Source organism: Brenneria nigrifluens DSM 30175 = ATCC 13028 (genome assembly GCF_005484965.1).
In the GTDB taxonomy this organism is placed as follows: Bacteria; Pseudomonadota; Gammaproteobacteria; order Enterobacterales; family Enterobacteriaceae; genus Brenneria; species Brenneria nigrifluens.
This window is the reverse complement of sequence record NZ_CP034036.1, coordinates 4,673,130-4,696,394: the sequence shown is the minus strand read 5'-3', so window position 1 is coordinate 4,696,394 and position 23,265 is coordinate 4,673,130. Positions and strand designations below refer to the sequence as shown.

Here is a 23,265-nt window from a genome sequence, read left to right as displayed (position 1 = left end):
CGCAATAAATAATGGTCTTTATCTTATCGAGCGTTGCGATTACTTGCTGAATATCAAGAAGATATCAGTGATAAATCAACTGATATGCCAGGGTTGACGCGGGGTCGGTATTAATAGAGCGGTAGTGTTATTGGTAAGCTGAGTTTTATCAATTTTTATCCGAGGAATAAAATGAAAAGTAAAATAATTGAAATTGAAGTAAAAGATATTCGTTTTCCAACTTCAAGAAATCTGGACGGTTCCGATGCGATGAATGCCATTTCTGACTACTCCGCCACCTATGTAACGTTGCGGACCGACTCGGACGACGGGCTGGTCGGTAACGGTCTGACTTTTACTATCGGGCGGGGTAATGAGCTGTGCGTCGAGGCAGTCAAATCACTGTCCACGCTGTTTGTTCAGGGGCGCTATCTGGAAGACATTACCGCTAATTTTGGCCGCTACTGGCATGAGCTGGTCGCGGGCGATTGCCAGTTGCGCTGGGTTGGACCGGAAAAAGGGGTGATCCACCTCGCAACAGCGGCAATTATCAACGCCATCTGGGATCTGTGGGCGAAAAAAGAGGGTAAGCCCGTCTGGAAATTGCTGGTGGATATGTCGCCGGAAGAGGTGGTTAACTGCGTTGATTTCACCTATCTGGCCGATGTGCTGACTCCGGAAGAAGCGATCGCCATGTTGCGCAAAGTGTCGACGACGAAAGCGCAACGTGAGGAAGAAATGCAGCGCGACGGCTTCCCCGGCTACACCACCGCCGCGGGGTGGCTGGGTTATTCCGAAGAAAAAATGCGTATGCTGGCCCGCCAGGCGGTCGCCGACGGTTGGACCCACCTTAAGCAGAAAGTGGGCGCGGATATTGAACAGGATATTCGACGTGCGACAATTTTGCGCGAAGAACTGGGCTGGGACTATAAGCTGATGATGGATGCCAACCAGATCTGGAGCGTCGATCAGGCGGTGGAAAATATGCGTCGTCTGGCGAAATTCGATCCCTGGTGGATTGAGGAACCCACCAGTCCGGACGACATTTTAGGTCACGCGGCAATTCGCCGGCGTATTGCGCCCATTGGCGTCGCCACCGGCGAACATGCCCATAACCGAGTCATGTTTAAACAAATGTTCCAGGCTGGGAGCATTGACTTTTGTCAATTGGATCCTGCCCGGCTTGGCGGGTTAAATGAAGTGCTGGCCGTAGTGCTGATGGCCGCGAAATATAATGTACCTGTATGTCCGCATGGCGGCGGTGTCGGCCTGTGTCAATACTCACAGAATATCGTTTTATTTGATTATATTGCGGTATCGGCATCATTGGATAAACGCGTGCTGGAATATGTTGATCATTTGCATGAAAACTTCCTGGAGCCCATTCATATCAAACGCGGCCGTTATATGCCGCCGAAAATGCCGGGATACGGCGTAACCATGAAAGAGGCATCTGTAGCGCAGTTCGAATATCCCAACGGTACGGAATGGTGTGAGTAAGATAATAAAAATAATAAATAACAATCGGTTGAGTTTTATAAAAGCATTATTCTACCATCATAAAAATAACAGAGGAGTGGACAAATGTTACCGCACGGTAAAAGCGAAATATTATCGTTGGCAATAAAAAAGTCCGTCAGAAGATTATTACCTTTTCTGGCCTTAATGTATATTCTGGCTTATCTCGACAGGGCTAATATCGGTTTTGCGAAAGAGACTTTTCAGATTGACACCGGGTTAAGTACCGCCGCTTACGCATTTGGCGCCGGTATATTCTTTATTGGCTACGCTATATTCGAAGTGCCGAGTAATATTTTTATGTTTAAATATGGCGCCCGTATTTGGCTGGCTCGTATTATGGTGACCTGGGGAGCGATTTCGGCATTGATGATGTTTGTTGATTCTGAGCTTTCCTTCTATGTTCTGCGTTTTCTGTTGGGCGCATGTGAAGCCGGATTTATGCCGGGCGTAATGCTCTACCTGACTTTCTGGTTTCCGATTACGGTTCGGGCAAAAGTCGCCGGTTTCTTCTGGTTCGGACCGCCGCTGGCGTTTATTCTTGGCGGTCCGTTATCCGGCGGTTTGCTGGCGATGCACGGCGCCTTTGGTTTACACGGCTGGCAAATTATGTTCCTGGTCACCGGTCTGTTAACCATTCTGGTGGGGATCTGGGCTTACTTTTATCTGGACGATCGTCCGTCAGACGAACGTTGTACCTGGCTGACACCGCAAGAGCGCGATGTGCTGTGTGAAACCATGGCGACGGAAGAAAATGAAAAAGTAAATCACGGTCCGAAAGGCATTCTGCAGGCACTGCTTGATCCAAAAGTGATTTTCCTGTGTCTGATCGCATTTACCATCCAGGTTGGCTCCTACGGCATCGCTTTCTTCCTGCCGACCCAGGTTGCTCACATCATGGGCACCAAAGTAGGGTTCTGGGTAGGGGTGGTTACCGGGATCCCGTGGCTATGCGCGTTATTGGCAGCCTATTACATTCCCCATTTCTCGACCGTTATCCGTGAGCGGCGTTGGGTGGCTTCGCTGACGTTGGTTACCGGTGCGGCAGGGGTGGCGGGTTCGGGCCTGCTGGCCGGGACACCGCTGGTCGCCTTTATCGCATTGTGCATTGGCTGCGCCGGATTACTGGCCGTGCAGCCTATCTTCTGGACATTCCCTACCGGCTATTTGGGCGGAGCGGCGGCGGCATCAGGTATTGCTTTGATTAACTCGCTGGCGAATCTGGGGGGATTTGTGGCGCCAAACATCCGTGTTTGGGCCGAATCCGCATTTAACAATGACGTCGCCGGATTATATCTGCTGGGAGGGATTGCCTTTGCCGGGGCGCTGATGATCCTGGCCGTGTATCGTCTGGGAATTGGTAAGCAGGAAGATCGTGGAGATAAAGTCACGCTGAACCGGACGCAAAAAGCATAATTATTTGAAAAATAACGTTGAATAATCACTGAACCAATATCGGGGAAAGCACCTTTGTCAGATGACAAGGTGCTTTTTATGTATATTAATACCTTCAACCTTCTGTGCAGTGGTTGCTGAAGGTGTCTGATAACATGTGTAGCGCCCTAAATCACTTTTGGTTATCAATGGCTCTGTCTGATGGGGTGGTAAGGGGTTTTTGATGTCGGTAAAAGATAGGCTGCTCGCACTTTGCGTCGTGATTTTATGGGGTGTGAACTTTGTCGTGATTAAGGTTGGTTTGCAGGATATGCCGCCTTTTTTACTGGCAGGGCTGCGTTTTTCGCTGGTGGCGCTCCCCGCTATTTTCTTTTTGCCTGCGCCCCGCGTCCCTTTCCGCTGGCTGCTGGCGTACGGTATGACCATCAGTTTCGGCCAGTTCGGTTTTCTGTTCTGCGCCATCAAGCTGGGGATGCCGGCGGGTATTGCTTCGCTGGTGCTTCAGGCGCAGGCGTTTTTTACACTGCTGCTCGGCGCGATGCTGCTGTCGGAAAAACTCAAATGGAACCATATCACCGGTATGCTGGTGGCGGCGCTGGGGATAGTTTTACTGGCTGAAGGGCGGCAGGCTACACAGACGGCGTCCGGCATGACGCTGACCACGCTGCTACTCACGCTGGCCGGTGCGTTGTCCTGGGCGTTCGGTAATATCAGCAACAAGACGATCATGACTCAGAACGGTAACGTAAAAATCATGTCGCTGGTGGTATGGAGTGCGCTGATCCCCATCTTGCCTTTCTTTGCCTGTTCATGGCTGTTTGAGGGTGAAGCGATCATTTTCTCCAGCCTGGCGAATATTCAACTGCCTACCGTATTGTCGCTGTTTTATCTGGCTTTTGCCGCCACGATAGTCGGCTACGGCATATGGGGAAATTTGCTGGCGCGCTACGAAACCTGGCGCGTGGCGCCGCTCTCTTTGCTGGTGCCGGTGGCCGGTTTAATCAGTGCGGCGGTATTCCTCGACGAATCCCTCACCGCCTTACAGGTAGTCGGTGCGCTGATGATTATGCTGGGGTTGTTGATCAATGTATTTGGCGCCCGTCTGCGGTCATTGAGGCTGGTCCATAGGCGGGCGGGATAGCCCGCCATAAAAAAACGTCGGGAGCGTTTTTCAACGTCGCTTGCGACGGCCCGGAGGGTGGCGGGCAGGGATAGCCCGCCATAATCTCAGAATCTGTCATAAGTGACCGGCCCCGGATAGGGCGGCATGGGTTCTTCGCGCAGGTTGACCAGCCCTTCGGCGTGTACCTTATTGACGTGGGCCGCTATCTCCTCAAGGGGCGCGAACCAGACGCCGCCGCGCGACTGCATATATTCGATAAAGCGCACCGTTTCGTGCCAGCGGGCCAGTCGCCCGGTAACAAAGGGGTGCCACACCGCCACCACCAGTCCGCCGTACTCCCACATGGCGTCGAACTCGGCCTTATATACCCCGATCGCCTCCTGCGGCGAGCGGATCGGCATCACGTAGTCTATGTCGCTCATGTGTACGTAAGGGGGCCAGTCGTCCATCGCCCAGTGGGTGGGCAGCTCCACCAGATGTCCTTTTTTCCCGCGCAACAGGTAAGGCACGTCGTCGCCCATCAGCGAGGCATCGTACTGAAACCCTTCGTCGATCAGCAGGTCGGTGGTGGCCGGGGAAAAGTTATACAGCGGGGCGCGGAATCCCCGGGGACGTTTGCCGGTATGCCGTTCGATAATCTCAATCGACTTACGCAGCCAGAAGCGTTCTTCGGCTTCGCTCAGTTCGTTGACGTGCTCATGGATGTAACCGTGGTGACCAACTTCATGACCGTCCCTGACGATGGCCGCCACCATGTCCGGGTAGCGTTCGATGCACCATGCCGGGACAAAAAAGGTCTGCTTAAGGCCCAGTTCGCGGTACGTTTGCAGGATTCGGGGCACGCCGATCTGCGGATCGTATTGCAGCGTTGAAAGGGTGCTCACCCGCTTATAGCTGTCTGCCGGGCGTTGCAGATGGAGAAAGCTGTCCACATCCACGTCAAAGGTGATCGCCACGGCGCAGCGTGCTCCGTTGGGCCAGGGGATGGGGTTTTTGATCATACTGTGTTTTGTCGTCATACCATTGCCTGATAATAAAGGTGAAAAGGGCGCAGTGCGTTATTTCCCGCCGCGTTGATAATGTTCCCCGGCCGCCGCCGGCGGCCTGATTTTCCCGGCAAAGATAATCAGCGCGCCGATCGACGCCACATAGGGCAGCACCACGAACAATTGATAAGGTACGTCGGGATGACTGAACTGTAGCCGTAGCTGCAGCGCATCCGCCAGACCGAACAACAGACAGGCCGCCACGGCGCCGATTGGGTGCCAGCGGCCAAGTATCAGCGCGGCCAGCGCGATAAAGCCTTTGCCGGCGCTCATATGTTCGGTGAATATAAACACCTGCGACAGCACCAGATAGCAGCCGCCGAGACCGGCAATCACCCCCGACCCGACCACGCTGATAAAGCGAATGCCAAACACCGACAGACCGGCGCTGTCAACCGCCCGCGGATACTCGCCGGTGGCGCGCAGGTTCAGCCCCCAGGAAGTATGAAACAGCAACCACCAGGCCAGCGGCACCAGCGCGTACATCAGGTACACCAGAAAATCCTGATTGAACAGCAGGTTGCCGACTATCGGGATGGACGACAGACCGGGAATGGCAAAAGTGGAAAAGCCGGTCAGGCTGTCAGACGCGCCTTGCCCGCTGAAAACGATGCGCGAGAGAAAGGCGGTTATCCCGATGGCGAACATATTGATGGCAATGCCCGCCACCATCTGATTGATCGACAGCCAGACGGTCATCACCGCGAGCAGCAGGCCGGTCAGTCCGGCGGCGAACAGCCCGACCGCCAGCCCCGCCCAGGCGCTGTGGAAATAGAAGCTGCCCAGCGCCGCGCCGAAAGCCCCGCACAGCAGGCTGCCTTCCAGCGCAAGATTGAAAACGCCGGCGCGTTCCGACCAGATGCCGCCCAACGCGGCGAAGATCAGCGGGACTGACAGGCGCAACCCTGTCGAGACAATCGCAAGATAGGTGGCATCCATCATTTTTGTCCCTGGGAAGAGAGAGTGGAAGAGACGAGGGGGGCGACGGCGGCGGACGGTTTTGGCTGCCGGAGTCTCCAGATCAGGCCCGCCGCCACAAAGATGACGATCAGGCCGCGCAGGGCTTCAATCGCCGTTACATCAAGCCCGATGGCCCGCTGCATGAATTGCGCCCCGGTGCTTAACCCGGCGAGGAAAAAGGCGGACAGTGCAGCGAACAGCGGATTGAGGCTGGCCATAAACGCTACCACGATGCCATCGTAACCGTAGCCGGGACTGAACAGGTGATATAGCCGGTATTTGACGCCCACGACCTCGACGGCCCCGGCCAGTCCCGCCACCGCGCCGCCGGCGATCATGCTGCCGATGATGTGGCGGTTGATGGACATGCCAGCATAGTGCGCCGCTTTTGGGCTTTTGCCCACCGCCGCCATGGAAAAGCCGACGGTGGTGTAGCGCAATACCCAGAACGCCAGCAGACTCAGCGCGACGGCAATAAACACGCCGATATGGGTGTCGGTGTGCGGCAGAAAGATCGGCAACCACAGGCTGTCGCTGATTTCGTTGGAGTAGGGGTAAGGCGCGCCGTCCTGCATCATCGGGCCGCCGGCGAAATAGCTGACGATATTGATACCGACGTAGTTCATCAGCAGCGTCACGATCACCTCGTTGATGCCGCGGGTGGCGCGCAGATAACCAGGGATCGCGCCCCACAGCCCGCCGCCCAGCATACCGGCCAGCAGGCACAACAGCAGATGCAGCCAGGCGGGCGCCGCGGGCAGATAGAGGGCGACCGCCGCCGCCGCCAGCCCGCCTATGTAAATCTGCCCTTCGCCGCCCACGTTCAGTAGGCCGCAGCGCATCGGAATGATCACCGCCAGCCCGGCCAGCAGCATGGGGCACATTTTGATCAATGTATCGGCCAGACCGTAGTAGTCGAAAAATGCGCCCTGAAACAGCGCGCCATAGGCCTCGATAGGGTTGTGATCGGTCGCCAGAATCAGTAATGAACCGACGGCAAAGGCGGCCAGCACCGCCCACACCATGCGTAAACTATAGAACACTTGCCGCAGGTTATTCATGGTGGATGTCCTCGACGGCATCGCTGGTCATCAGCTCGCCGATACGTTCTGTGGTTGCCTCTGCCCGCGTCAGCATTCCGGTGAGCTGCCCGGCGCACATCACGCCAATGCGATCGGAAATGGCCATGATCTCATCCAGTTCGGTCGAAATATAGAGGATTGCCTTGCCCAGTTCGCGCTGTTCGCGCACCACGCGCTGTACCGCCTCGATGGCGCCGACGTCAAGCCCTTTGCAGGGCTGCATCACCACCAGCAACGCCGGATCGCATTCCACTTCACGGGCAAAGATCAATTTTTGCTGATTACCGCCGGACAGGAAGCGAACCGGCTGGTTAACCGAGTGCATACGAATATCGTATTTTTCGCACCAGCCGCGGGTGATGTCCCGGGTTTTCCGGGCGTTGATCAGCCCGCGACGGGCAAAGGGGGTACGGCGGGCGTCACGCAGCATGGCGTTTTGCCACAGGGAAAACTCCAGAACCAGGCCGGTACTGTGGCGATCTTCGGGAACATATCCTACGTTGAAACGGTGGCGGCGTTCGCCCGCGTCATAACCCAGCATCGACTCCCCTCGCACGCTGACGTCGCCGGAGGTGGGCTGGCGCAGCCCGGTGATGGTTTCGGCCAGCTCTGACTGGCCGTTGCCATCGACCCCGGCGATACCCAGTACCTCACCGGCGCGAATCTGGAACGAAATATCATGCAGCGCCTGCATACCCCGATCGTTGCGGGCGTTGAGCGCGGTTACCGCCAGCACCACCTCTCCCTGCGGCATTGGCGGCAAATCGGGCGGTTTTGTCAGGTCGCGCCCGACCATCATGCGCGACACCGCCTGTGGCGTGGTGTCGGCAATCTCCGCGTGTCCGGCGACTTTGCCCCGGCGCAGCACCGTCACCCGATCGCACACCCGGAACACCTCGTCCAGCTTATGGGTAATGAACAGCATGGTTTTTCCCATGCTGCGCAGTTTGGCCAGAATCTGCAAAAACGACGCTATCTCGTCGGGACCGAGTACGCTGCTGGGTTCGTCGAGGATCAGCACATCCACATTGCGGTAAAGCGCCTTGAGGATCTCAACCCGCTGGCGCATCCCGATAGGCAATTGCCATATCGGGTGGTCCGGGTTGATATCCAGACCAACCTGCTCACTCAGTTCGATGAGCCTGCGACGGTGTTCCGCCAGCCTGAGCCGCAGCCCGCCGGAATAGCCGAGAATGACGTTTTCCAGCACCGTCAGGTTATCCACCAGCATAAAGTGCTGGTGGATCATTCCCAGACCGCAGTCCAGCGCCTGTCTGGGGGAGGAAACCTTCAGCGGCTTGCCCGCCAGGCTGATGTGCCCGCTATCGGGCTGGTACAGACCGTACAGGATATTCATCAGCGTGGTTTTACCGGCGCCGTTTTCGCCCAGCACCGCATGGATACTGCCTTTGCTGACGTTAAGAGAAACCGTATCCAGCGCGCTGAAATCACCGAACCGCTTACTCAGGCCTTCAATGCTGAGATAGCTCATTACGGCTGTACTGCCGCGGCGGCGTTGCGTTGTTTGATCTCCTCAATCAACGCGGCGACGTCGGTTTTGGTCTGTTCTGACACCGCTTTGCCATAGCTGCCGAGACGAAACGCGGCTGGGGTTTCGAAGCCGTAGACATAGGCTTTGCCTGCCAGCGGTCCGCTTTTGGCTTGAGTCAGGATAGCCAGCAGCGCGCCGCGCATATCCAGTACCGCGGATTGCAGCAGGTTGTCCGGCCAGTCTTTCAGCGCATCATAGTAAATGCCGAAGCCCTGTTTATTTTTCTCTCTGACGGCTTGCAGGCTGCCAAGCACTGCATTATCCATGGTGGGGAACAGGGCATCCGCCTGCTGGTCGATCAGATTCAGCGCCGCTTCTTTCCCTTTGGCCAGATCGTCCCAGTCGTTGGTCCAGGCGCTGAGTACCTTGCCGTCCGGTCGCGCGGCCTTGAAGCCTTCAACGAAACCCTCGTTCAGATCGGTATAAGCTTTGATTTTCTGTGCGCCGACAAAGCCGCCGACTCCGGTTTTCGAGCTTTTACCGCCGATATAGCCAATGACATAACCCATATCCTTCATGTCAAAAGCCAGCGTGGAGACGTTGCCGCCGCTTTGGGTGCCGTTGACGATGAGAAACTGGGTGTTGGCATTGCGTTTGGCGACCCGATCGACCGCATCCTGAAATTCACCGCCGTGGCCGATTACGATGTCGTAGCCGCGGCGGGCATAATCAGACAGGGCGCGGGCCTGATCGGGCTGAGGCACTTTCTCGCTGTAAGCCACTTCAATATCCAACGCTTTGCCCGCCTGCATCACGCCCTCGTAACCGGACTGATTAAACGAGTGGTCGGTGATATTACCGGCCATCACAATGGCCACCTTCAATGGCTGGGCGCCGACCACGCCGGCGTAAGCAAGCGTTATTGAAACAGCGGCGGCGGCGACGACCCGGACGAGTGCGGCAAAAGGACGTGGGGTGGCATAGATGGTCATTTTCGTTCTCCAATTCAATGATGTTAACTTTCTTTCAAGTAACTTGAGTTTAAGTAAAGCAAATTTCATGCCTGCTTTTTGTCCATCTGCATCCCACGGGAAAATGTTTATCGACAGGCGCCGCAAGGTTGCGGCGACGGCGGGTAAAAAAACGCGTCAGACCGCGTCCTGCAAGGGTTTGTCGTCATCGGTAATTGTTGGGGGAGGGAAGAAGTAAAACGCGCTATCTTTCCTCTCCGCCGGACGGCGACCCGACGCCGCTGTGCCGAAATGGAGCAAGGCGTGCGATTTTTGCACTTAAAAAGTTCAGTATAAGACCATTTTGGCCGCTTAATGTGCAGAGGGAGAGGAACGAAGCCTGTTTTTCAGCGGGCGCGCTGGCCGTGGGACTTGCAGCGGCCAGACTAAAAGGGGAAGCATAATGCGGGTTAACGCGGCGCGTCAGCGCGATTCAGAACGTAACCGGCGTATTGACCCACAGAACGTGCGCCACCGTCTCGCCAATGTTGCAATAACCGTGGGGGATATGGCTGGGGAAATAAAAGGAATCCCCGGCGGTTAACCGATGGATTTCCTCACCCAGATACAATTCGATTTCGCCGGATAACACATACCCCATCTCTTCGCCGTGGTGCTCAATCAGACCATCGCTGGCCACACCAGGCTCGATAATGTGGATGTTGCCCTGTAACAGGCCGCCCTTATGGTTATAGGTCAGGTTTTCCAGTTCGATGCCGCCCTGCTTGTTGCGTTGCAGGAAACGTTTTCGCCGCCGTTGATCCGGTTTAAGCACCGGTGAATCCGTCACCCAGTTTTCCGCCATCAGATCTGAAATGTTGGTTTCCAGCGCACGGGCCAGCCGGTGGAGCATCGCCAGAGACGGCGTGGCGACGTCGTTTTCCAGTTTAGAGAGCAGGCTTTCAGAGCATTCCACCTTCTGCGCCAGCTGTTTTAAGGTCATTTCCTGCGCCAGACGAGCATGTCGTAGCCGCATACCAAGATTGGATAATACTGTACCGCTGGTGTCGCCGTTTTTTTTCATAACGAGTTATCGGTTGTAAAAGTGGACGCTGCCCGTCGTCGGCCTGACAACGGGCGGCATGGCTGATTAGTCCGTTACACTAAAATGAATTGCCTGAGGATTACAACCATTGATTGGCACGATGTCCTGCGGGCAGGCGGACATGACCACGATGCAGTCCAGTTCGGCGCGGATCTCGACATAGTCGCCGGCTTTGCTGACGGCGGGCAGCCAGGAAATAGTGTAATCGGGGTTAACCGGGGTATTCATCCACAGGTTCAGCGGCTGCGGCACTTCGCGGGCGCGCAGGCCGATGGCGTTGAGCGCTAGGCGCATATTATCGGCGCAACTGTCGTGATATTCGGTGATCCCCATATTGCTGTAGCGGAACAGGTCGCAGGCGGCAATCATGGTGTCGTGTACCCCCGGCGAGGTATCGGTCAGCAGCGTGCCGATGGGGCGGCGCTGGTTGGTGACCAGCACATCACCCGGTTTGGGGATGATTTTGTCGATAAATGCGCGGGTGTGCTCCATAGAAGAGAATTCGCTCAGGTCTTCGCTATTGAACAGCCAGGTATCACACACCTGACTTCCCGGGGTATTAATAATGCGGATAACCTGCCCTTTTTGCAGGCGCACGGCACGGCCACAGCGGGCAGGCACCGTATATTGCTCACCGGGAACCGGCGTGCCGTCGGCAGAAATCGGCGAGGTGGCGGTGGCATTGGTGCCCAGTGCGGTGCCGTTATCTTTTTCACAGCAGGCAGGGTAGTGGATTGTGCTCATGAATTGACTCCTGTTAATGGGTTTGCCAGTTCTGTCAGACAGCAGGCGAGGGCTCTGGCGCCAAGCCAGAGCGAATGGGGGTCGGTATATTCAGCCGGGTTGTGGCTGATACCGTTACGGCTTGGAACGAAAAACATACTGGTCGGGCAGTGCCGGGCCAGATACATTGCATCATGGAAGGCGCCGGAAACCAGTCGGCCGGTTGGAATGTCCAGCACGTCGCAGCACGCCTGTTGTTGCGCCAACAGATGACGGTCAAAGGCGACCGGCGGCTGAAACAGTGATGGCGTCACGGCGACGTCGTCTGCGGCAAGGTCGGCCATCACCACGTCAAAGCGGGCTAAAACGGCGGCGTCGGGATGGCGGAAATCGACGGTGAAGCTGACTTCGCTCGCCACGGTGTTGATGGCGTTCGGCGTCACCTGCCAGCAGCCAAAGGTTAAGCGTAGTTGATCGGCCGGCACGTCGGCCACGCCCTGCTCGATGCGATCCGCCAGGCGGCGCGCCAACGTCATGGCGTCTTTGCGGCTGCCCATCGGCGTGGTGCCGGCATGGGCGCTCTGACCGAGGCAGCGGACCTGATACCAGCGAACGCCCTGAATGCCCTGTACGGTTGCCAGCGACAGCCCGGCCTGTTCAAGCACCGGCCCTTGTTCTATATGCAGCTCGATAAATGCCGCCATCGGGTAGGTGGCGCGGCGCGGCAGGGAGGCAAAGCGGCGGTGGCAGTCGGCCAGCGCCGCGCCGACCGTCACGCCGTCCCGATCGCGGCTTTGCAGATAGTCTGCCAGACGGTCTGGATCGACAAAGGCGCTGGAGCCCATGGCGCCGGGGGCGAAGCGGCTGCCTTCCTCATTGGTCCAGACCACCACTTCCACTGGCCGCTGGGTAACGATGCCAGCTTTATTGAGCGCTGCAATGCATTCGATGCCTGCCATAACGCCGTAGCACCCATCCAGATTGCCGCCGCATGGCTGGGTATCCATGTGGCTGCCGGTGACCGCCGGCGGCAGGTCCTGCAATCCCGCACGGCGGATAAACAGGTTGGCGCAGCCATCGGTGGATACCTCGCAGCCCAGCGATTGCGCCAGATCGATTAGCCATGCTCGCGCGTCCAGATCTTCCGCGGAAAGCGCCTGACGGTTTACCCCGCCGGAGGCCAACGCGCCGAAGCGCGACAAGGCGGCCAGATTGTCGAGCAGACGTGTCTGGCTGACACAATCAGCGGCTTTTTTTGCCGGTTCACTGACCATTGACGAACTCCGATTCATTAAGTTGCAGCGGGCTTTTAAACCACGGCGCGAGAAAGGCCCGCAGGCGTTCCGTTTGCGGATTACGCAACAGCGTACCAGGCGGCCCGCTTTCCACCACGCCGCCGTCCGCCATAAAAACGATGCGCGAAGAGATATGGGCGGCGAACGACATCTCATGCGTGACCATCACCATGGTAATGCCTCTGCCCGCGAGCGCTTTTATCACGTCCAGCACTTCCTCGACCCGTTCGGGATCGAGCGCGGAGGTCGGCTCGTCCAGCAACAGCAGTTCCGGTTCCAGCGCCAGCGCACGGGCAATGCCGACGCGCTGCTGCTGCCCGCCCGACAGACGCGACGGCCAGGCATCGGCCTTTTCCGTCATCCCGACCTGCGCCAGCGCGGCGGCGGCACGTTGACGGGCCTGGTGGCGCGGCAATTTTTTCCCCAGCACCAGCGGAGCGGTGACGTTCTCCAGCACGGTCATGTGCGGCCACAGATTGAACTGTTGAAATACCATAGCCAGCGGACGACGCACTTCGGCAATCAGCGCCGGGCTGTCACGGTGTCGTGGTTCGCGCCCCGGCCCGCTGTAGCCCAACAACTGGCCTTTAATCCGGATCTCCCCTTCATCATAGGCTTCCAGAAAGTTCATGCAGCGCAGCGCGGTGGTTTTGCCCGATCCCGACGGGCCAATCAGCGTAACGATCTCGCCGACATCGACGGCCAGATTGATATTTTTCAGCACCCGGTTGCCATCAAATGATTTGCCGACATCGCGCAGTTCGATAAGGGTTTCAGCCATAGGGTTATCCTTTAAAGGTCTGCCAGCGGCTGAGCAGGTGGATACTCAGGCTGACGGCCTGCGCCAGCAGCCAGTAGCTCAGGATCAGCAAGGCATAGGGCAGGACGTAGGTATAGGTATTCGCAACGATCTGTCCGGTCGTCATGGTTAGTTCAGGCACGGTGATCACCGAGGCCACCGCGCTTTCTTTAATGGTCAGAATGAACTGATTGCCGAGCAGCGGCAGGCTGAAACGCATTGCCTGCGGCGTTTGGATATGCCAGAAACTCTGCCACGGCGAAATATTATGCGCCGCCGCCGCTTCCAACTGGCCACGGCCAATGCTCTGCCAACTGGCGCGGAAAATTTCGCCGAAATAGGCGGCGCTGTATAACGTCAGCGACAAAATGGTGGCTTCAGCGGCGCTCAACATAACGCCGACCGACGGCAGACCGAAATAGATGACCGCCAACTGCGCCAGATAAGGGGTGCCGCGAATCAGCCAGACGTAGACGCGCCACGCGGCATAGAGCGCCCGCTGCTGACGGCACGCCGCATGCAGGGCGAAACCGAGCAATGCGCCCAGCACCGCCGAACAGGCGCTGATCCACAGGGTGACGCCCATGGCGCGCAGATAGTCAGGCAGGTAGAGAAGCAGATCGTTCATGTTCTTTCCTTCACCCAGCGGCGTTCAAAATAGCGGCCCAGCAGCGCGAGCAGGCTGGTCAGCAGCAGGTAGACCAGCGCCGTGGCGATATACACCTGCAAAGGCTGATAGGTTGACGAGGCCAGTTGCTGGCCCACCCGCATCAGGTCGGTAATGGCGATAACCGACACCACGGCGGAGGCTTTCACCACGTCGATCAGTTCAGAGATCAAGGACGGCAACGTCAGGCGCAGCACCTGCGGCACCTGAATGCGCCACAGAGTCTGGCGTGAACTCAGGCCGCAGATCGCCGCCGCTTCCAACTGGCCGGACGGGATGGCGGCAAAACCGCTGCGCAGGATTTGCGACTGGTAGGCGGCGGTATTGAGCGTCAGGGCCAGAACGGCGGCGAGATAGCTGGAAATTTCCAGCCCCAGTTCGCCGGGCAGATAAAAGCACAGCAGCATCTGCGCCAGCACCGGTGTGCCGCGGAACAGGCTGACCCAGGCGTTGGCGATGTTCCGCCACAGCCGCATCGGGCTGCGTTCCATCATATGGATCCCCACGCCGACAAAAAAGCCGGCGACGATGGCGGTCAGGCACAATGATGCGGTGGTCGCCGCCCCGTTGAGCAAGTCGGGAAGCCAAGAGAGGAACAGCAGGTAAAAATCGGCCATACGTGTCCCTTACAGACTCGGCGCAGGCATTTGATCGGCTGGAACGGTCATGGTGAAGCCAAACCACTTGTCTTGCAGCGCTTTCATCGTACCGTCGCGGTTGGCTTCGGCAATGCCGTCACTGAACAGTTTTACCAACCGGGCGCTGTCTTCATCTTTACGTCCTACCCAGCCAAAATAGGTGGTCGGACCGAGCATCGGTTCAAGCGTGCTGAAGATGCCGGGGCGGCTTTTGATCAGCGGGCCAAGATTCGCCAGCGACTGGGCGACGCCGTCAAGCCGCTTGTTCGCCAGATCCGCATAGGCTTCATCAAAGGACACATACTGTTTGATTTCTTTGATGCCGGGCTTGCCCCCGGCTTTTAACTGTTCGTTGAACGACTGCAAAATTTGCAACTGACCGGATCCGGCCTGTGAGCCCACTACTTTGCCGCTGAGATCGTCCAGCGAGGCAATAGAGGTATCGCTTTCGCGCTTGAGCAAGGCGACGGTGGATTCGGCAATCGGCACGGTAAATGCAAAATGTTCTATCCGCTGCTTGTTAACGGTAACCGCCGTGACCACGAAATCGAATTTTTTGGCGTCCAGTCCCGGCAGGATCCCCTGAAACGGCAGATCGAGCTGTTTCACTTTCACGCCCGGCAGGTTTTTTTGCAAAATATGGTTCATCAGATCGACGTCGTAACCGACGATTTTGCCGTCCTGAACAAACTCAAACGGCGCATAGCGCGCTTCGGTGGCAATGGTGATGGTCTTGCCGGCGGTAATCCTGTCCAGCAGGTCGGCGCCGTGGGCAGGAAAGGCGAGGACGATGACAGCACACAGTGTAGAGGCGCAGAAAGCGGTGGCGAATTTACGAAGTATCATGGTGTTTCCCTGGTGAAAGTGACGTGCTTTTAATTCAAGTAACTTGCATGAAATTACAAAAGCATGAAGCGTGCCAGTCTGAGCGTTGGAGAAAGAAAATGCGAAATAAACAACTAACATATTGTTATTAAAAGATAATTATTGAAAACGATGACAAAGTGTCAGGGAAAAACCCTCTGCGTAGTGGGAAAGTTGATATCCTTTGTCTGATTGTAGTGCACCGTTGCACTGACGTTGTGCGGGAGGACGATGCCGATGGCCGCATCTGACCTTGACGGCAAGTTGCACCAAAACGGATCGAAACTGCACAGCTTTTGCGCTTTTACTCCTCCTTATTCACTCTCTTTTTAGCAGAAATGCCGTCTGACAGCCCTTTCCACGCCTGATAAAACTTGGCACGCCCCCTGCATTGTTATTTTCATAACATTATTTTTATAGATGACAGAAAAATAACAGCGGGGCGGAGATGGCGGAAAAAATGGAATTGATCGCAAGGATTGAAGCAAGTTTCAGCCAGCAGACGCCGAGCGGTAAACGCATTGCCGGCTGGCTGCTCACGCATATCGAACAGGTGCCGTTCGAAACAGCGGATAGCATTGCCAAAGCGACGGGAACCTCCGGCATTACCGTCGGGCGCTATTTGCGCAAGCTGGGCTATCGCAATCTGGAAGATGTCAAAAGCAGTTTGCGCGCGTCGCCGGACATGCCCTACCAGCCATGGGGCGTGATCGACCGCCTTGATTCATGGCGGCAACAGCATGCGTTATCAGACCGTTTTTCCCAGTCGCTTCAGCTTGAGCTGGATGCCATCGCCAGGGTTTATCAACTGGCGCAGAGCGAAACCTTTGCCCGGGTGAGCCGGCAGCTGGCCGAAGCGGAAGCGGTGTTTATTTTGGGCATCCAGTCCACGCGCGGTATCGCCAACGCTTTTTTCAGCCATCTGGAATACCTGCGTCCCCGCGTCAGCTATGTCGATGGGCTATCGGGTACCTGGGTGGAGTCGCTCAACTCCGAGTTTGATCGTCCTTATCTGGTGGTTACCGACACGCGCGCGTATTCCACCATCGCCCGGCAATATTGCCGCGCCGCCAGTGAGCGCGACCTGCCGCTGGCGCTGGTCACCGATATCTGGTGCCCGTGGGCGCGGGATTATCCGCTGGATCTGCTGCAAGTGCAGACCGATACCGGCCATTTCTGGGATTCGCTGGCGCCGCTCAGTTGCCTGTTCAACCTGCTGCTTTCCGCAGTCGTGGAGCGGCTCGGCGATCGTTTGGCCTCCCGTCTGGCGCTAAACCGCCAACTGCAACAGGAGTTTGGACAATTTGAACGCTAATTAGGATTTGTTATATGAATCAAGATATTGAATTGGTTGATATTGCCGCTGTTTTTCCCCAGGTGCGCATCGACATGAAATATGCCACGGCGGATAACATTACCGGCCGGACCATTTACAGCGAAAATCGCTGCTTGCTGCACCCGGACGCCGCCGAGGCCCTGGGGCGCAGCGTGGGAATCGCCGAGCTGGCGGGGGTCACGCTGCTGATTTACGACGCCTATCGTCCCAGGAAGGCGCAGGAGTATCTGTGGCTGGCCTGCCCGGACCCGCGGTATGTGATGGAGGTCTCGCTGGGCTCCAATCATAGCCGCGGCACCGCAGTGGACGTTGCGCTTTGCGACGAAAACGGCCGACTGCTGGATATGGGCACGGAATTTGATGAGATGCATGAACGCTCTCATCCTTATCACCCCGCCGTGCCGCCTACGGCGCAGCGCAATCGCCTGTTGTTGAACGCCATCATGTTCGGCGGCGGCTTTGTCGGCATCGCCAGCGAATGGTGGCACTTTGAACTGCCCGGCTCTTCGGCCTACCCGCTGTTAAGCGAGCGTTTTAGCTGCATCGCATCGCAAAACATCATCCTCCCCCATTTACTGTGAAACCAGGAGCACTGCCATGAAGATGACTAGCACAGCAGTTTCGTTGTTTCGACCGGCGCTGATCGCCGCGGCTATCGCCATAAGCGTTACGCCCGCACTGGCGGCGGTGCCGCAAGATATGTTGGTGATCGGCAAGGCCGCCGATCCGCAGACGCTCGATCCGGCGGTCACCATCGATAATAATGACTGGACGGTCACTTACCCCGCCTATCAGCGTCTGGTGCAGTATAAAACGGAAAACGGCAAAGGCTCCACGGAGGTGGAAGGGGATTTGGCCGCCGGCTGGCAGGCTTCCGCCGATGGCAAAGTCTGGACCTTTCAACTGAAGAACGATGCCAAATTTTCCGATGGCGCGCCGGTCACCGCCGAGGCGGTCAAGTTTTCGTTCGAGCGTTTGCTGAGGATTGGGCAAGGGCCGTCGGAAGCCTATCCGAAGGATTTAAACGTCGAGGTGGTCGACCCCTATACCGTGCGTTTCACGCTCAGTACGCCGTTTGCCCCCTTCCTCTATACGCTGGCCAATGCGGGTGCGGCGATCGTCAACCCGGCGGTGATAAAAGATCACGGCGCCGATGACGCCAAAGGCTGGCTGGCGGAGAACACCGCGGGCTCCGGTCCTTATATGTTACAGCGCTGGCAGAAAGGACAGCAGCTGGTGCTGGTTCCCAATCCGCACTATAACGGCGCCAAACCCGCCTTTAAACGCGTTTCGGTGAAGATCATCGGCGAGAGCGCGACGCGTCGCCTGCAGCTTTCCCGTGGCGACATCGATATTGCCGAATCACTGCCGATCGATCAGCTGGCGGCGCTGAAAAAAGAGGGAAAAGTGGCGACCAATGAATATCCGTCGCTGCGCGTAACCTATCTCTATCTCAATAACGGCAGGGCGCCGTTAAATCAGGCGGATCTGCGGCGCGCCATCTCCTGGTCGACCGATTACCCGGGCATGGTAAACGGCCTGCTCGGCGGCAACGCCAAACAGATGCGCGGCCCGATCCCGGAAGGGCTGTGGGGCTACGATGCGCAAGCCATGCAGTACGGCTTCGATGCGCAAAAGGCGCAAGCCGCCTACGACAAGGTGACCGATAAGCCATCCAGCCTGACGTTTCTCTATTCCGACAACGATGCCAACTGGGAGCCTATCGCCATCTCCACTCAGGCCAGCCTCAAAAATCTGGGCATCAACGTCAAGCTGGAGAAACTGGCCAACGCCACCATGCGCGATCGCGTCGGCAAAGGGGATTACGACATCGCCATCGGTAACTGGAGCCCCGACTTTGCCGATCCCTATATGTTTATGAACTACTGGTTCGAGTCGGATAAGAAAGGTCTGCCGGGAAACCGCGCTTTCTATGACAACAAAACCGTCGACGACCTGCTGAAGAAAGCCGTGGCGACGTCGGATCAGGCCGAGCGCAGCAAAAATTATCAGGCCGCGCAGAAGATCGTTATCGATGAGGCCGCCTATGTCTACCTGTTCCAGAAAAACTATCAGGTCGCCATCAACAAGGAAGTAAAAGGCTTTGTTTTCAATCCGATGCTGGAGCAGGTGTTTAACGTGGCGACCATGAGTAAATAAAAAAATAAGCCATACCTTTATTAAGGGCCGCCGCTGGCCCTGTTTATTCCTTGACTGGGGGCTTTAACATGACCTTGTGGAGTATTTTACGGCAGCGCTGTTGGGGACTGATGCTCGTGGTGGCGGGGGTTTGCGTCATCACCTTTATCATTTCCCACCTGATCCCCGGCGATCCGGCGCGCTTGCTGGCCGGGGATCGCGCCAGCGACGACATTGTTCAGCATATTCGCCAACAGTTGGGGCTGGATCAACCGCTGTATGTCCAGTTTTCTCGCTACGTCGGCGAGTTGCTGCACGGCAATCTGGGGACGTCCATTCGCACCGGGCGTCCGGTGCTGGAGGATTTGCGCACATTTTTTCCCGCCACGCTGGAGCTGGCCTTTTGCGCCCTGCTGCTGGCGCTGATGCTGGGCGTGCCGCTCGGCGTGCTGTCGGCGGTGTATCGCGATCGCTGGCTCGATCATCTGGTGCGTTTACTGGCGATCACCGGTATCTCCACCCCCGCATTCTGGCTGGGGTTGGGGGTGATTGTGCTGTTTTACGGCTACCTTAATGTGCTGCCCGGCGGCGGGCGTCTTGATGACTGGATCGATCCGCCGCTGCGGGTAACCGGGTTTTATACCGTCGACTCGCTGCTGGAAGGCAACGGAGAGGCGTTCTGGAACAGCCTGCAACATCTGATTCTGCCCGCGCTGACGCTGGCCTTTGTGCACCTGGGCATTGTGGCGCGTCAAATCCGCTCCGCCATGCTTGAGCAGCTCAGCGAAGATTATATTCGCACCGCGCGCGCCAGCGGTTTACCGGCCTGGCGCGTCATCCTCTGCTATGCGCTGCCCAATGCGCTGATCCCGTCGGTTACCGTTCTGGGGCTGGCCTTGGGCGATCTGCTGTACGGCGCGGTGCTGACGGAAACCGTATTTTCCTGGCCCGGCATGGGCGCTTATGTGGTCTCGTCGATTCAGGCGCTGGATTTCCCGGCGGTGATGGGCTTCGCGGTGGTGGTTTCACTGGCGTATGTGGTGGTCAATCTGGTGGTGGATCTGCTCTATTTATGGATAGACCCCCGCATTGGGCGTGGGGGGGCGGAATGATGATGTTAAGCAACGAGGCGGCGGCGCCGCGCAAAAGCGCGCGGCGACAACGCTGGGGCAAGCGCTTCTGGATGCTGAAGAGCAGCCCGCTGACGCTGGCGGGCGGCGTCATTATGCTGATCGTGCTGCTGTTGATGATCTTTTCGCCCTGGCTAACACCGCAGGATCCCAACGCCATCGATCTGGCGGCCCGTTTGCAACCGCCCTCGGCGCAGCACTGGTTCGGCACGGACGAAGTGGGGCGCGATCTGTTTAGCCGCGTGCTGATCGGCAGTCAGCTGTCGGTGGCCGCCGGTCTGGCGGTGGTGCTGTTCTCCGGCACGATCGGCTCGCTGCTGGGCTGCTTTTCCGGCGTCGTCGGCGGCTGGGTCGACGCGTTGATTATGCGCATTATGGACATCATGCTGTCGATCCCCTCGCTGGTGTTGACCATGGCGCTGGCGGCGGCGCTGGGGCCGAGTCTGTTTAATGCCATGCTGGCCATCGCCGTCGTGCGCGTTCCCTTTTATGTCCGCCTGGCGCGCGGGCAGACGCTGGTGGTGCGTCAGTTGGCCTACGTACAGGCGGCGAAAATTTTTGGCGCCACGCGCTGGCATCTGATTAGCTGGCACGTGCTGCGCAATGCGCTGCCGCCGCTGATTGTGCAGGCGTCGCTGGATATCGGCACCGCCATTCTGATGGCCGCCACGCTGGGGTTTATCGGCCTCGGCGCGCAGCAGCCGACGGCGGAGTGGGGGGCGATGGTCGCCAACGGCCGTAACTATGTGCTCGACCAGTGGTGGTATTGCACCTTCCCCGGCGTGGCGATTCTGCTTACCGCCGTCGGATTCAACCTGTTCGGCGACGGCCTGCGCGACCTGCTCGATCCGAAAAGCGGAGGACGCAACTGATGCACGACGACGTTCTGAATATCGATAATTTACAGCTGAGCTTCCCGGTGTATAACGGCGAAGTCAGCGCGCTCAATCAGGTCTCGCTGCAGGTGAAGCGCGGCGAAATTGTCGGCGTGGTCGGCGAGTCCGGTTCGGGCAAGTCGGTTACCGCCATGCTGGCCATGCGCCTGCTGACCCCCGGCAGCTATCGCGTTAACGGCGGCAGCCTTAGCGTTCTCGGTATGGATGTACTGAATGCCAGCGAAAAGCAGATGCGGCGACTGCGCGGGGCGCAAGCGGCGATGATCTTTCAGGAGCCGATGACGGCGCTCAATCCCACGCGGCGTATCGGCCGGCAGATGACCGATGTGATCCGCCAGCATCAGCCCCTCTCCCGCCAGGCGGCGGTTCAGAAAGCCATCGGGCTGCTGAATGAAATGCAGATTTCCGACGCCGCCCGAGTGATGGAGCGCTATCCCTTCGAACTGTCGGGCGGCATGCGCCAGCGGGTGATCATCGCGCTGGCTTTCTCCTGCGATCCGCAGCTGATTATCGCCGATGAGCCGACGACCGCGCTGGATGTCACCGTGCAGCGGCAGGTGTTGCGCCTGCTGCAGCGCAAAGCGCGCGCCAGCGGGACCTCGGTACTGTTTATCAGCCACGATATGGCGGTGGTGTCCCAGCTTTGCGATCGTCTGTATGTGATGTACGCGGGCGCGGTGATTGAGAGCGGCGCGACGCGGGATGTGATTTCCCGTCCCGTCCATCCTTATTCCATCGGCTTGTTGCGCTGCGCGCCGGAAGAAGCGCAGCCCCGCGCGCAGCTGCCCGCTATTCCGGGCACCGTGCCCAACCTGGCGTCGCTGCCGGTGGGCTGCGCCTTCCGCGATCGCTGCTTTGCCGCCGATGCGCGCTGCCGGCAACGGCCGGCGTTAATATCCTGCGGCGTCGGCGAACAACGCGCCGCCTGCTGGCATCCGCAACGGGGGGAGCAACATGTCTGATATCTTGCTTGAACTACAGGATGTACACGTCAATTTTCCCGCGCGCAAAAACTGGCGTGGAAAAATCACCGAACAGGTACATGCGTTAAATGGTCTGGATTTGCAAATTGTTCGCGGGGAGACTCTGGGGATTGTGGGCGAATCCGGTTGTGGCAAAAGCACGCTGGCCCAGTTATTGATGGGCATGTTAAAACCCGCCGCGGGAACGTGCTTTCGCGCCCGCAGCCCGACCTCATGGCTTGGCAGCGGGATGCAAATGGTGTTTCAGGATCCGCTTTCATCGCTGGATCCGCGCTTGCCCGTCTGGCGAATTATCACCGAACCGGTCTGGCTGCAAAAACACAACTGTGAACGGGAACGCCGGGCGTTAGCGGTGGAACTGGCGGAGCTGGTCGGCATTCGCCCGGAATATCTGGATCGTCTGCCCCACGCTTTTTCCGGGGGCCAGCGCCAGCGTATCTCGATTGCCCGCGCGCTCTCTTCACAGCCCGATATCATCGTGCTCGATGAACCCACGTCAGCGCTGGATATTTCCGTTCAGGCGCAAATTCTCAACTTGCTGGTGAAACTGCAACAGCAGCGCGCACTGACCTATGTGCTGATTTCACATAATGTGTCGGTGGTGCGCCATATGAGCGACCGCGTCGCGGTGATGTATCTCGGGCAAATCGTCGAGCTGGGCGGCGCTCAGCAGGTGCTGACCGCGCCGCGACATCCTTATACCCGGCTGCTGCTGGATTCGGTGCCGCGCGTGGGTCGTTCGCTGGACGGGGAGATTGAGGATCGTAAAGGCGAGCTGCCGGGCAACCGCGTGTTGCCGCCGGGCTGTTTTTTCCGCGAGCGCTGTCCGCTGGCCGCTGAAGGCTGCGAGCGGCGGCAGCCGATGTCATCCACGGAACAAAATGTGGCCGTTCGCTGCTGGCGCGCCGCCTGACGGGCCGCCGCCCCCGGAAAATCACGCCGCAATGCAAGGTTTCCGTTGACGCGGCAACCTTGAGCAATTGGCGTGCTATCCGCGGGGCTTATTCTGGCCGCCAAATCCACGCATAACCATTTCATCGCTTTTCGCGCTAAATACCAACTTAAGTTCCATTTTCTGGCTTGTGAGGGAGATATCTCCTATGCTGGGGCCGTTTTCCCGCCGCGGGGGGCGGCGCTGGCGGCGG

At 57.8% G+C, this 23,265-nt stretch carries 22 protein-coding genes; 10 read left to right on the top strand and 12 right to left on the bottom strand.

Annotated elements, in window-relative coordinates:
- The first annotated feature begins 171 nt into the window (after positions 1–171).
- The 3 genes from EH206_RS22090 to EH206_RS22080 all read left to right on the top strand — a co-directional run bounded on the left by EH206_RS22090 (position 172) and on the right by EH206_RS22080 (position 4,033).
- Positions 172–1,479: an enolase C-terminal domain-like protein gene (locus tag EH206_RS22090; RefSeq protein WP_009114981.1), complete on the top strand. Its 1,308-nt coding sequence runs from the start codon at positions 172–174 to the stop codon at positions 1,477–1,479.
- Between the two features lie 84 nt (positions 1,480–1,563).
- On the top strand, positions 1,564–2,913 hold the full coding sequence (locus tag EH206_RS22085) for an MFS transporter (protein ID WP_009114980.1): 1,350 nt from the start codon (positions 1,564–1,566) through the stop codon (positions 2,911–2,913).
- A gap of 202 nt (positions 2,914–3,115) precedes the next feature.
- Positions 3,116–4,033 carry an O-acetylserine/cysteine exporter gene (locus EH206_RS22080; protein WP_009114979.1) on the top strand — a complete coding sequence of 306 codons (918 nt, stop codon included), beginning with the start codon at positions 3,116–3,118 and terminating at the stop codon, positions 4,031–4,033.
- Positions 4,034–4,119: 86 nt separating this feature from the next.
- Here the strand turns inward: EH206_RS22080 and EH206_RS22075 are convergent, their stop codons facing one another.
- The 12 genes from EH206_RS22075 to EH206_RS22020 form a co-directional block, all read right to left on the bottom strand.
- Complete coding sequence (locus EH206_RS22075; protein WP_009114978.1) at positions 4,120–5,034, bottom strand: polysaccharide deacetylase family protein; 915 nt, start codon at positions 5,032–5,034, stop codon at positions 4,120–4,122.
- A 39-nt stretch (positions 5,035–5,073) separates the two neighbouring features.
- Complete coding sequence (locus EH206_RS22070) at positions 5,074–6,003, bottom strand: ABC transporter permease (protein WP_009114977.1); 930 nt, start codon at positions 6,001–6,003, stop codon at positions 5,074–5,076.
- On the bottom strand, positions 6,000–7,082 hold the full coding sequence (locus tag EH206_RS22065; RefSeq protein WP_136163913.1) for an ABC transporter permease: 1,083 nt from the start codon (positions 7,080–7,082) through the stop codon (positions 6,000–6,002). The genes EH206_RS22070 and EH206_RS22065 overlap by 4 nt, the downstream gene beginning before the upstream one ends.
- Positions 7,075–8,595: an ABC transporter ATP-binding protein gene (locus EH206_RS22060; protein ID WP_009114975.1), complete on the bottom strand. Its 1,521-nt coding sequence runs from the start codon at positions 8,593–8,595 to the stop codon at positions 7,075–7,077. The genes EH206_RS22065 and EH206_RS22060 overlap by 8 nt, the downstream gene beginning before the upstream one ends.
- Positions 8,595–9,587 (bottom strand): BMP family protein, encoded by a 993-nt coding sequence (locus tag EH206_RS22055; RefSeq protein WP_009114974.1) that lies wholly within the window; start codon positions 9,585–9,587, stop codon positions 8,595–8,597. The genes EH206_RS22060 and EH206_RS22055 overlap by 1 nt, the downstream gene beginning before the upstream one ends.
- A 451-nt stretch (positions 9,588–10,038) precedes the next feature.
- Positions 10,039–10,629, bottom strand: coding sequence for a cupin domain-containing protein (locus tag EH206_RS22050; protein ID WP_009114973.1), 591 nt, complete (start codon positions 10,627–10,629; stop codon positions 10,039–10,041).
- A 66-nt stretch (positions 10,630–10,695) separates the two neighbouring features.
- Complete coding sequence (locus tag EH206_RS22045; RefSeq protein ID WP_009114972.1) at positions 10,696–11,394, bottom strand: DUF1989 domain-containing protein; 699 nt, start codon at positions 11,392–11,394, stop codon at positions 10,696–10,698.
- On the bottom strand, positions 11,391–12,647 hold the full coding sequence (locus tag EH206_RS22040; RefSeq protein WP_009114971.1) for a M20 family metallo-hydrolase: 1,257 nt from the start codon (positions 12,645–12,647) through the stop codon (positions 11,391–11,393). The genes EH206_RS22045 and EH206_RS22040 overlap by 4 nt, the downstream gene beginning before the upstream one ends.
- Entirely contained in the window at positions 12,637–13,449 is an 813-nt protein-coding gene (locus tag EH206_RS22035) for an amino acid ABC transporter ATP-binding protein (protein WP_009114970.1), read from the bottom strand. Before EH206_RS22035 ends, EH206_RS22040 begins: the two co-directional genes overlap by 11 nt.
- A gap of 4 nt (positions 13,450–13,453) precedes the next feature.
- On the bottom strand, positions 13,454–14,095 hold the full coding sequence (locus tag EH206_RS22030; RefSeq protein WP_009114969.1) for an amino acid ABC transporter permease: 642 nt from the start codon (positions 14,093–14,095) through the stop codon (positions 13,454–13,456).
- On the bottom strand, positions 14,092–14,751 hold the full coding sequence (locus EH206_RS22025; protein ID WP_009114968.1) for an amino acid ABC transporter permease: 660 nt from the start codon (positions 14,749–14,751) through the stop codon (positions 14,092–14,094). Before EH206_RS22025 ends, EH206_RS22030 begins: the two co-directional genes overlap by 4 nt.
- A gap of 9 nt (positions 14,752–14,760) precedes the next feature.
- On the bottom strand, positions 14,761–15,618 hold the full coding sequence (locus EH206_RS22020) for a transporter substrate-binding domain-containing protein (RefSeq protein WP_009114967.1): 858 nt from the start codon (positions 15,616–15,618) through the stop codon (positions 14,761–14,763).
- A gap of 466 nt (positions 15,619–16,084) precedes the next feature.
- On the opposite strand from EH206_RS22020, the gene EH206_RS22015 reads away from it, so the two are divergent.
- The 7 genes from EH206_RS22015 (at position 16,085) to EH206_RS21985 (ending at position 23,033) form a co-directional block, all read left to right on the top strand.
- Complete coding sequence (locus tag EH206_RS22015) at positions 16,085–16,951, top strand: MurR/RpiR family transcriptional regulator (protein WP_040343531.1); 867 nt, start codon at positions 16,085–16,087, stop codon at positions 16,949–16,951.
- A 14-nt stretch (positions 16,952–16,965) separates the two neighbouring features.
- Positions 16,966–17,553, top strand: a complete 588-nt coding sequence (ddpX, locus tag EH206_RS22010) for a D-alanyl-D-alanine dipeptidase (RefSeq protein WP_009114965.1) — start codon at positions 16,966–16,968, stop codon at positions 17,551–17,553.
- 16 nt (positions 17,554–17,569) lie between these two features.
- On the top strand, positions 17,570–19,132 hold the full coding sequence (locus EH206_RS22005) for an ABC transporter substrate-binding protein (protein ID WP_009114964.1): 1,563 nt from the start codon (positions 17,570–17,572) through the stop codon (positions 19,130–19,132).
- A 68-nt stretch (positions 19,133–19,200) separates the two neighbouring features.
- A complete protein-coding gene (locus tag EH206_RS22000) occupies positions 19,201–20,223 on the top strand; it encodes an ABC transporter permease (RefSeq protein ID WP_009114963.1) in 1,023 nt (340 codons plus the stop codon).
- The gene (gene ddpC / locus EH206_RS21995; RefSeq protein ID WP_136163917.1) at positions 20,223–21,113 is read left to right on the top strand and encodes a D,D-dipeptide ABC transporter permease; all 891 of its coding nucleotides are present in this window, start codon (positions 20,223–20,225) and stop codon (positions 21,111–21,113) included. The genes EH206_RS22000 and ddpC overlap by 1 nt, the downstream gene beginning before the upstream one ends.
- Positions 21,113–22,099, top strand: a complete 987-nt coding sequence (locus tag EH206_RS21990; protein WP_009114961.1) for an ABC transporter ATP-binding protein — start codon at positions 21,113–21,115, stop codon at positions 22,097–22,099. The genes ddpC and EH206_RS21990 overlap by 1 nt, the downstream gene beginning before the upstream one ends.
- Positions 22,092–23,033, top strand: coding sequence for an ABC transporter ATP-binding protein (locus EH206_RS21985; RefSeq protein WP_009114960.1), 942 nt, complete (start codon positions 22,092–22,094; stop codon positions 23,031–23,033). The genes EH206_RS21990 and EH206_RS21985 overlap by 8 nt, the downstream gene beginning before the upstream one ends.
- The last annotated feature ends 232 nt before the right edge of the window (positions 23,034–23,265 follow it).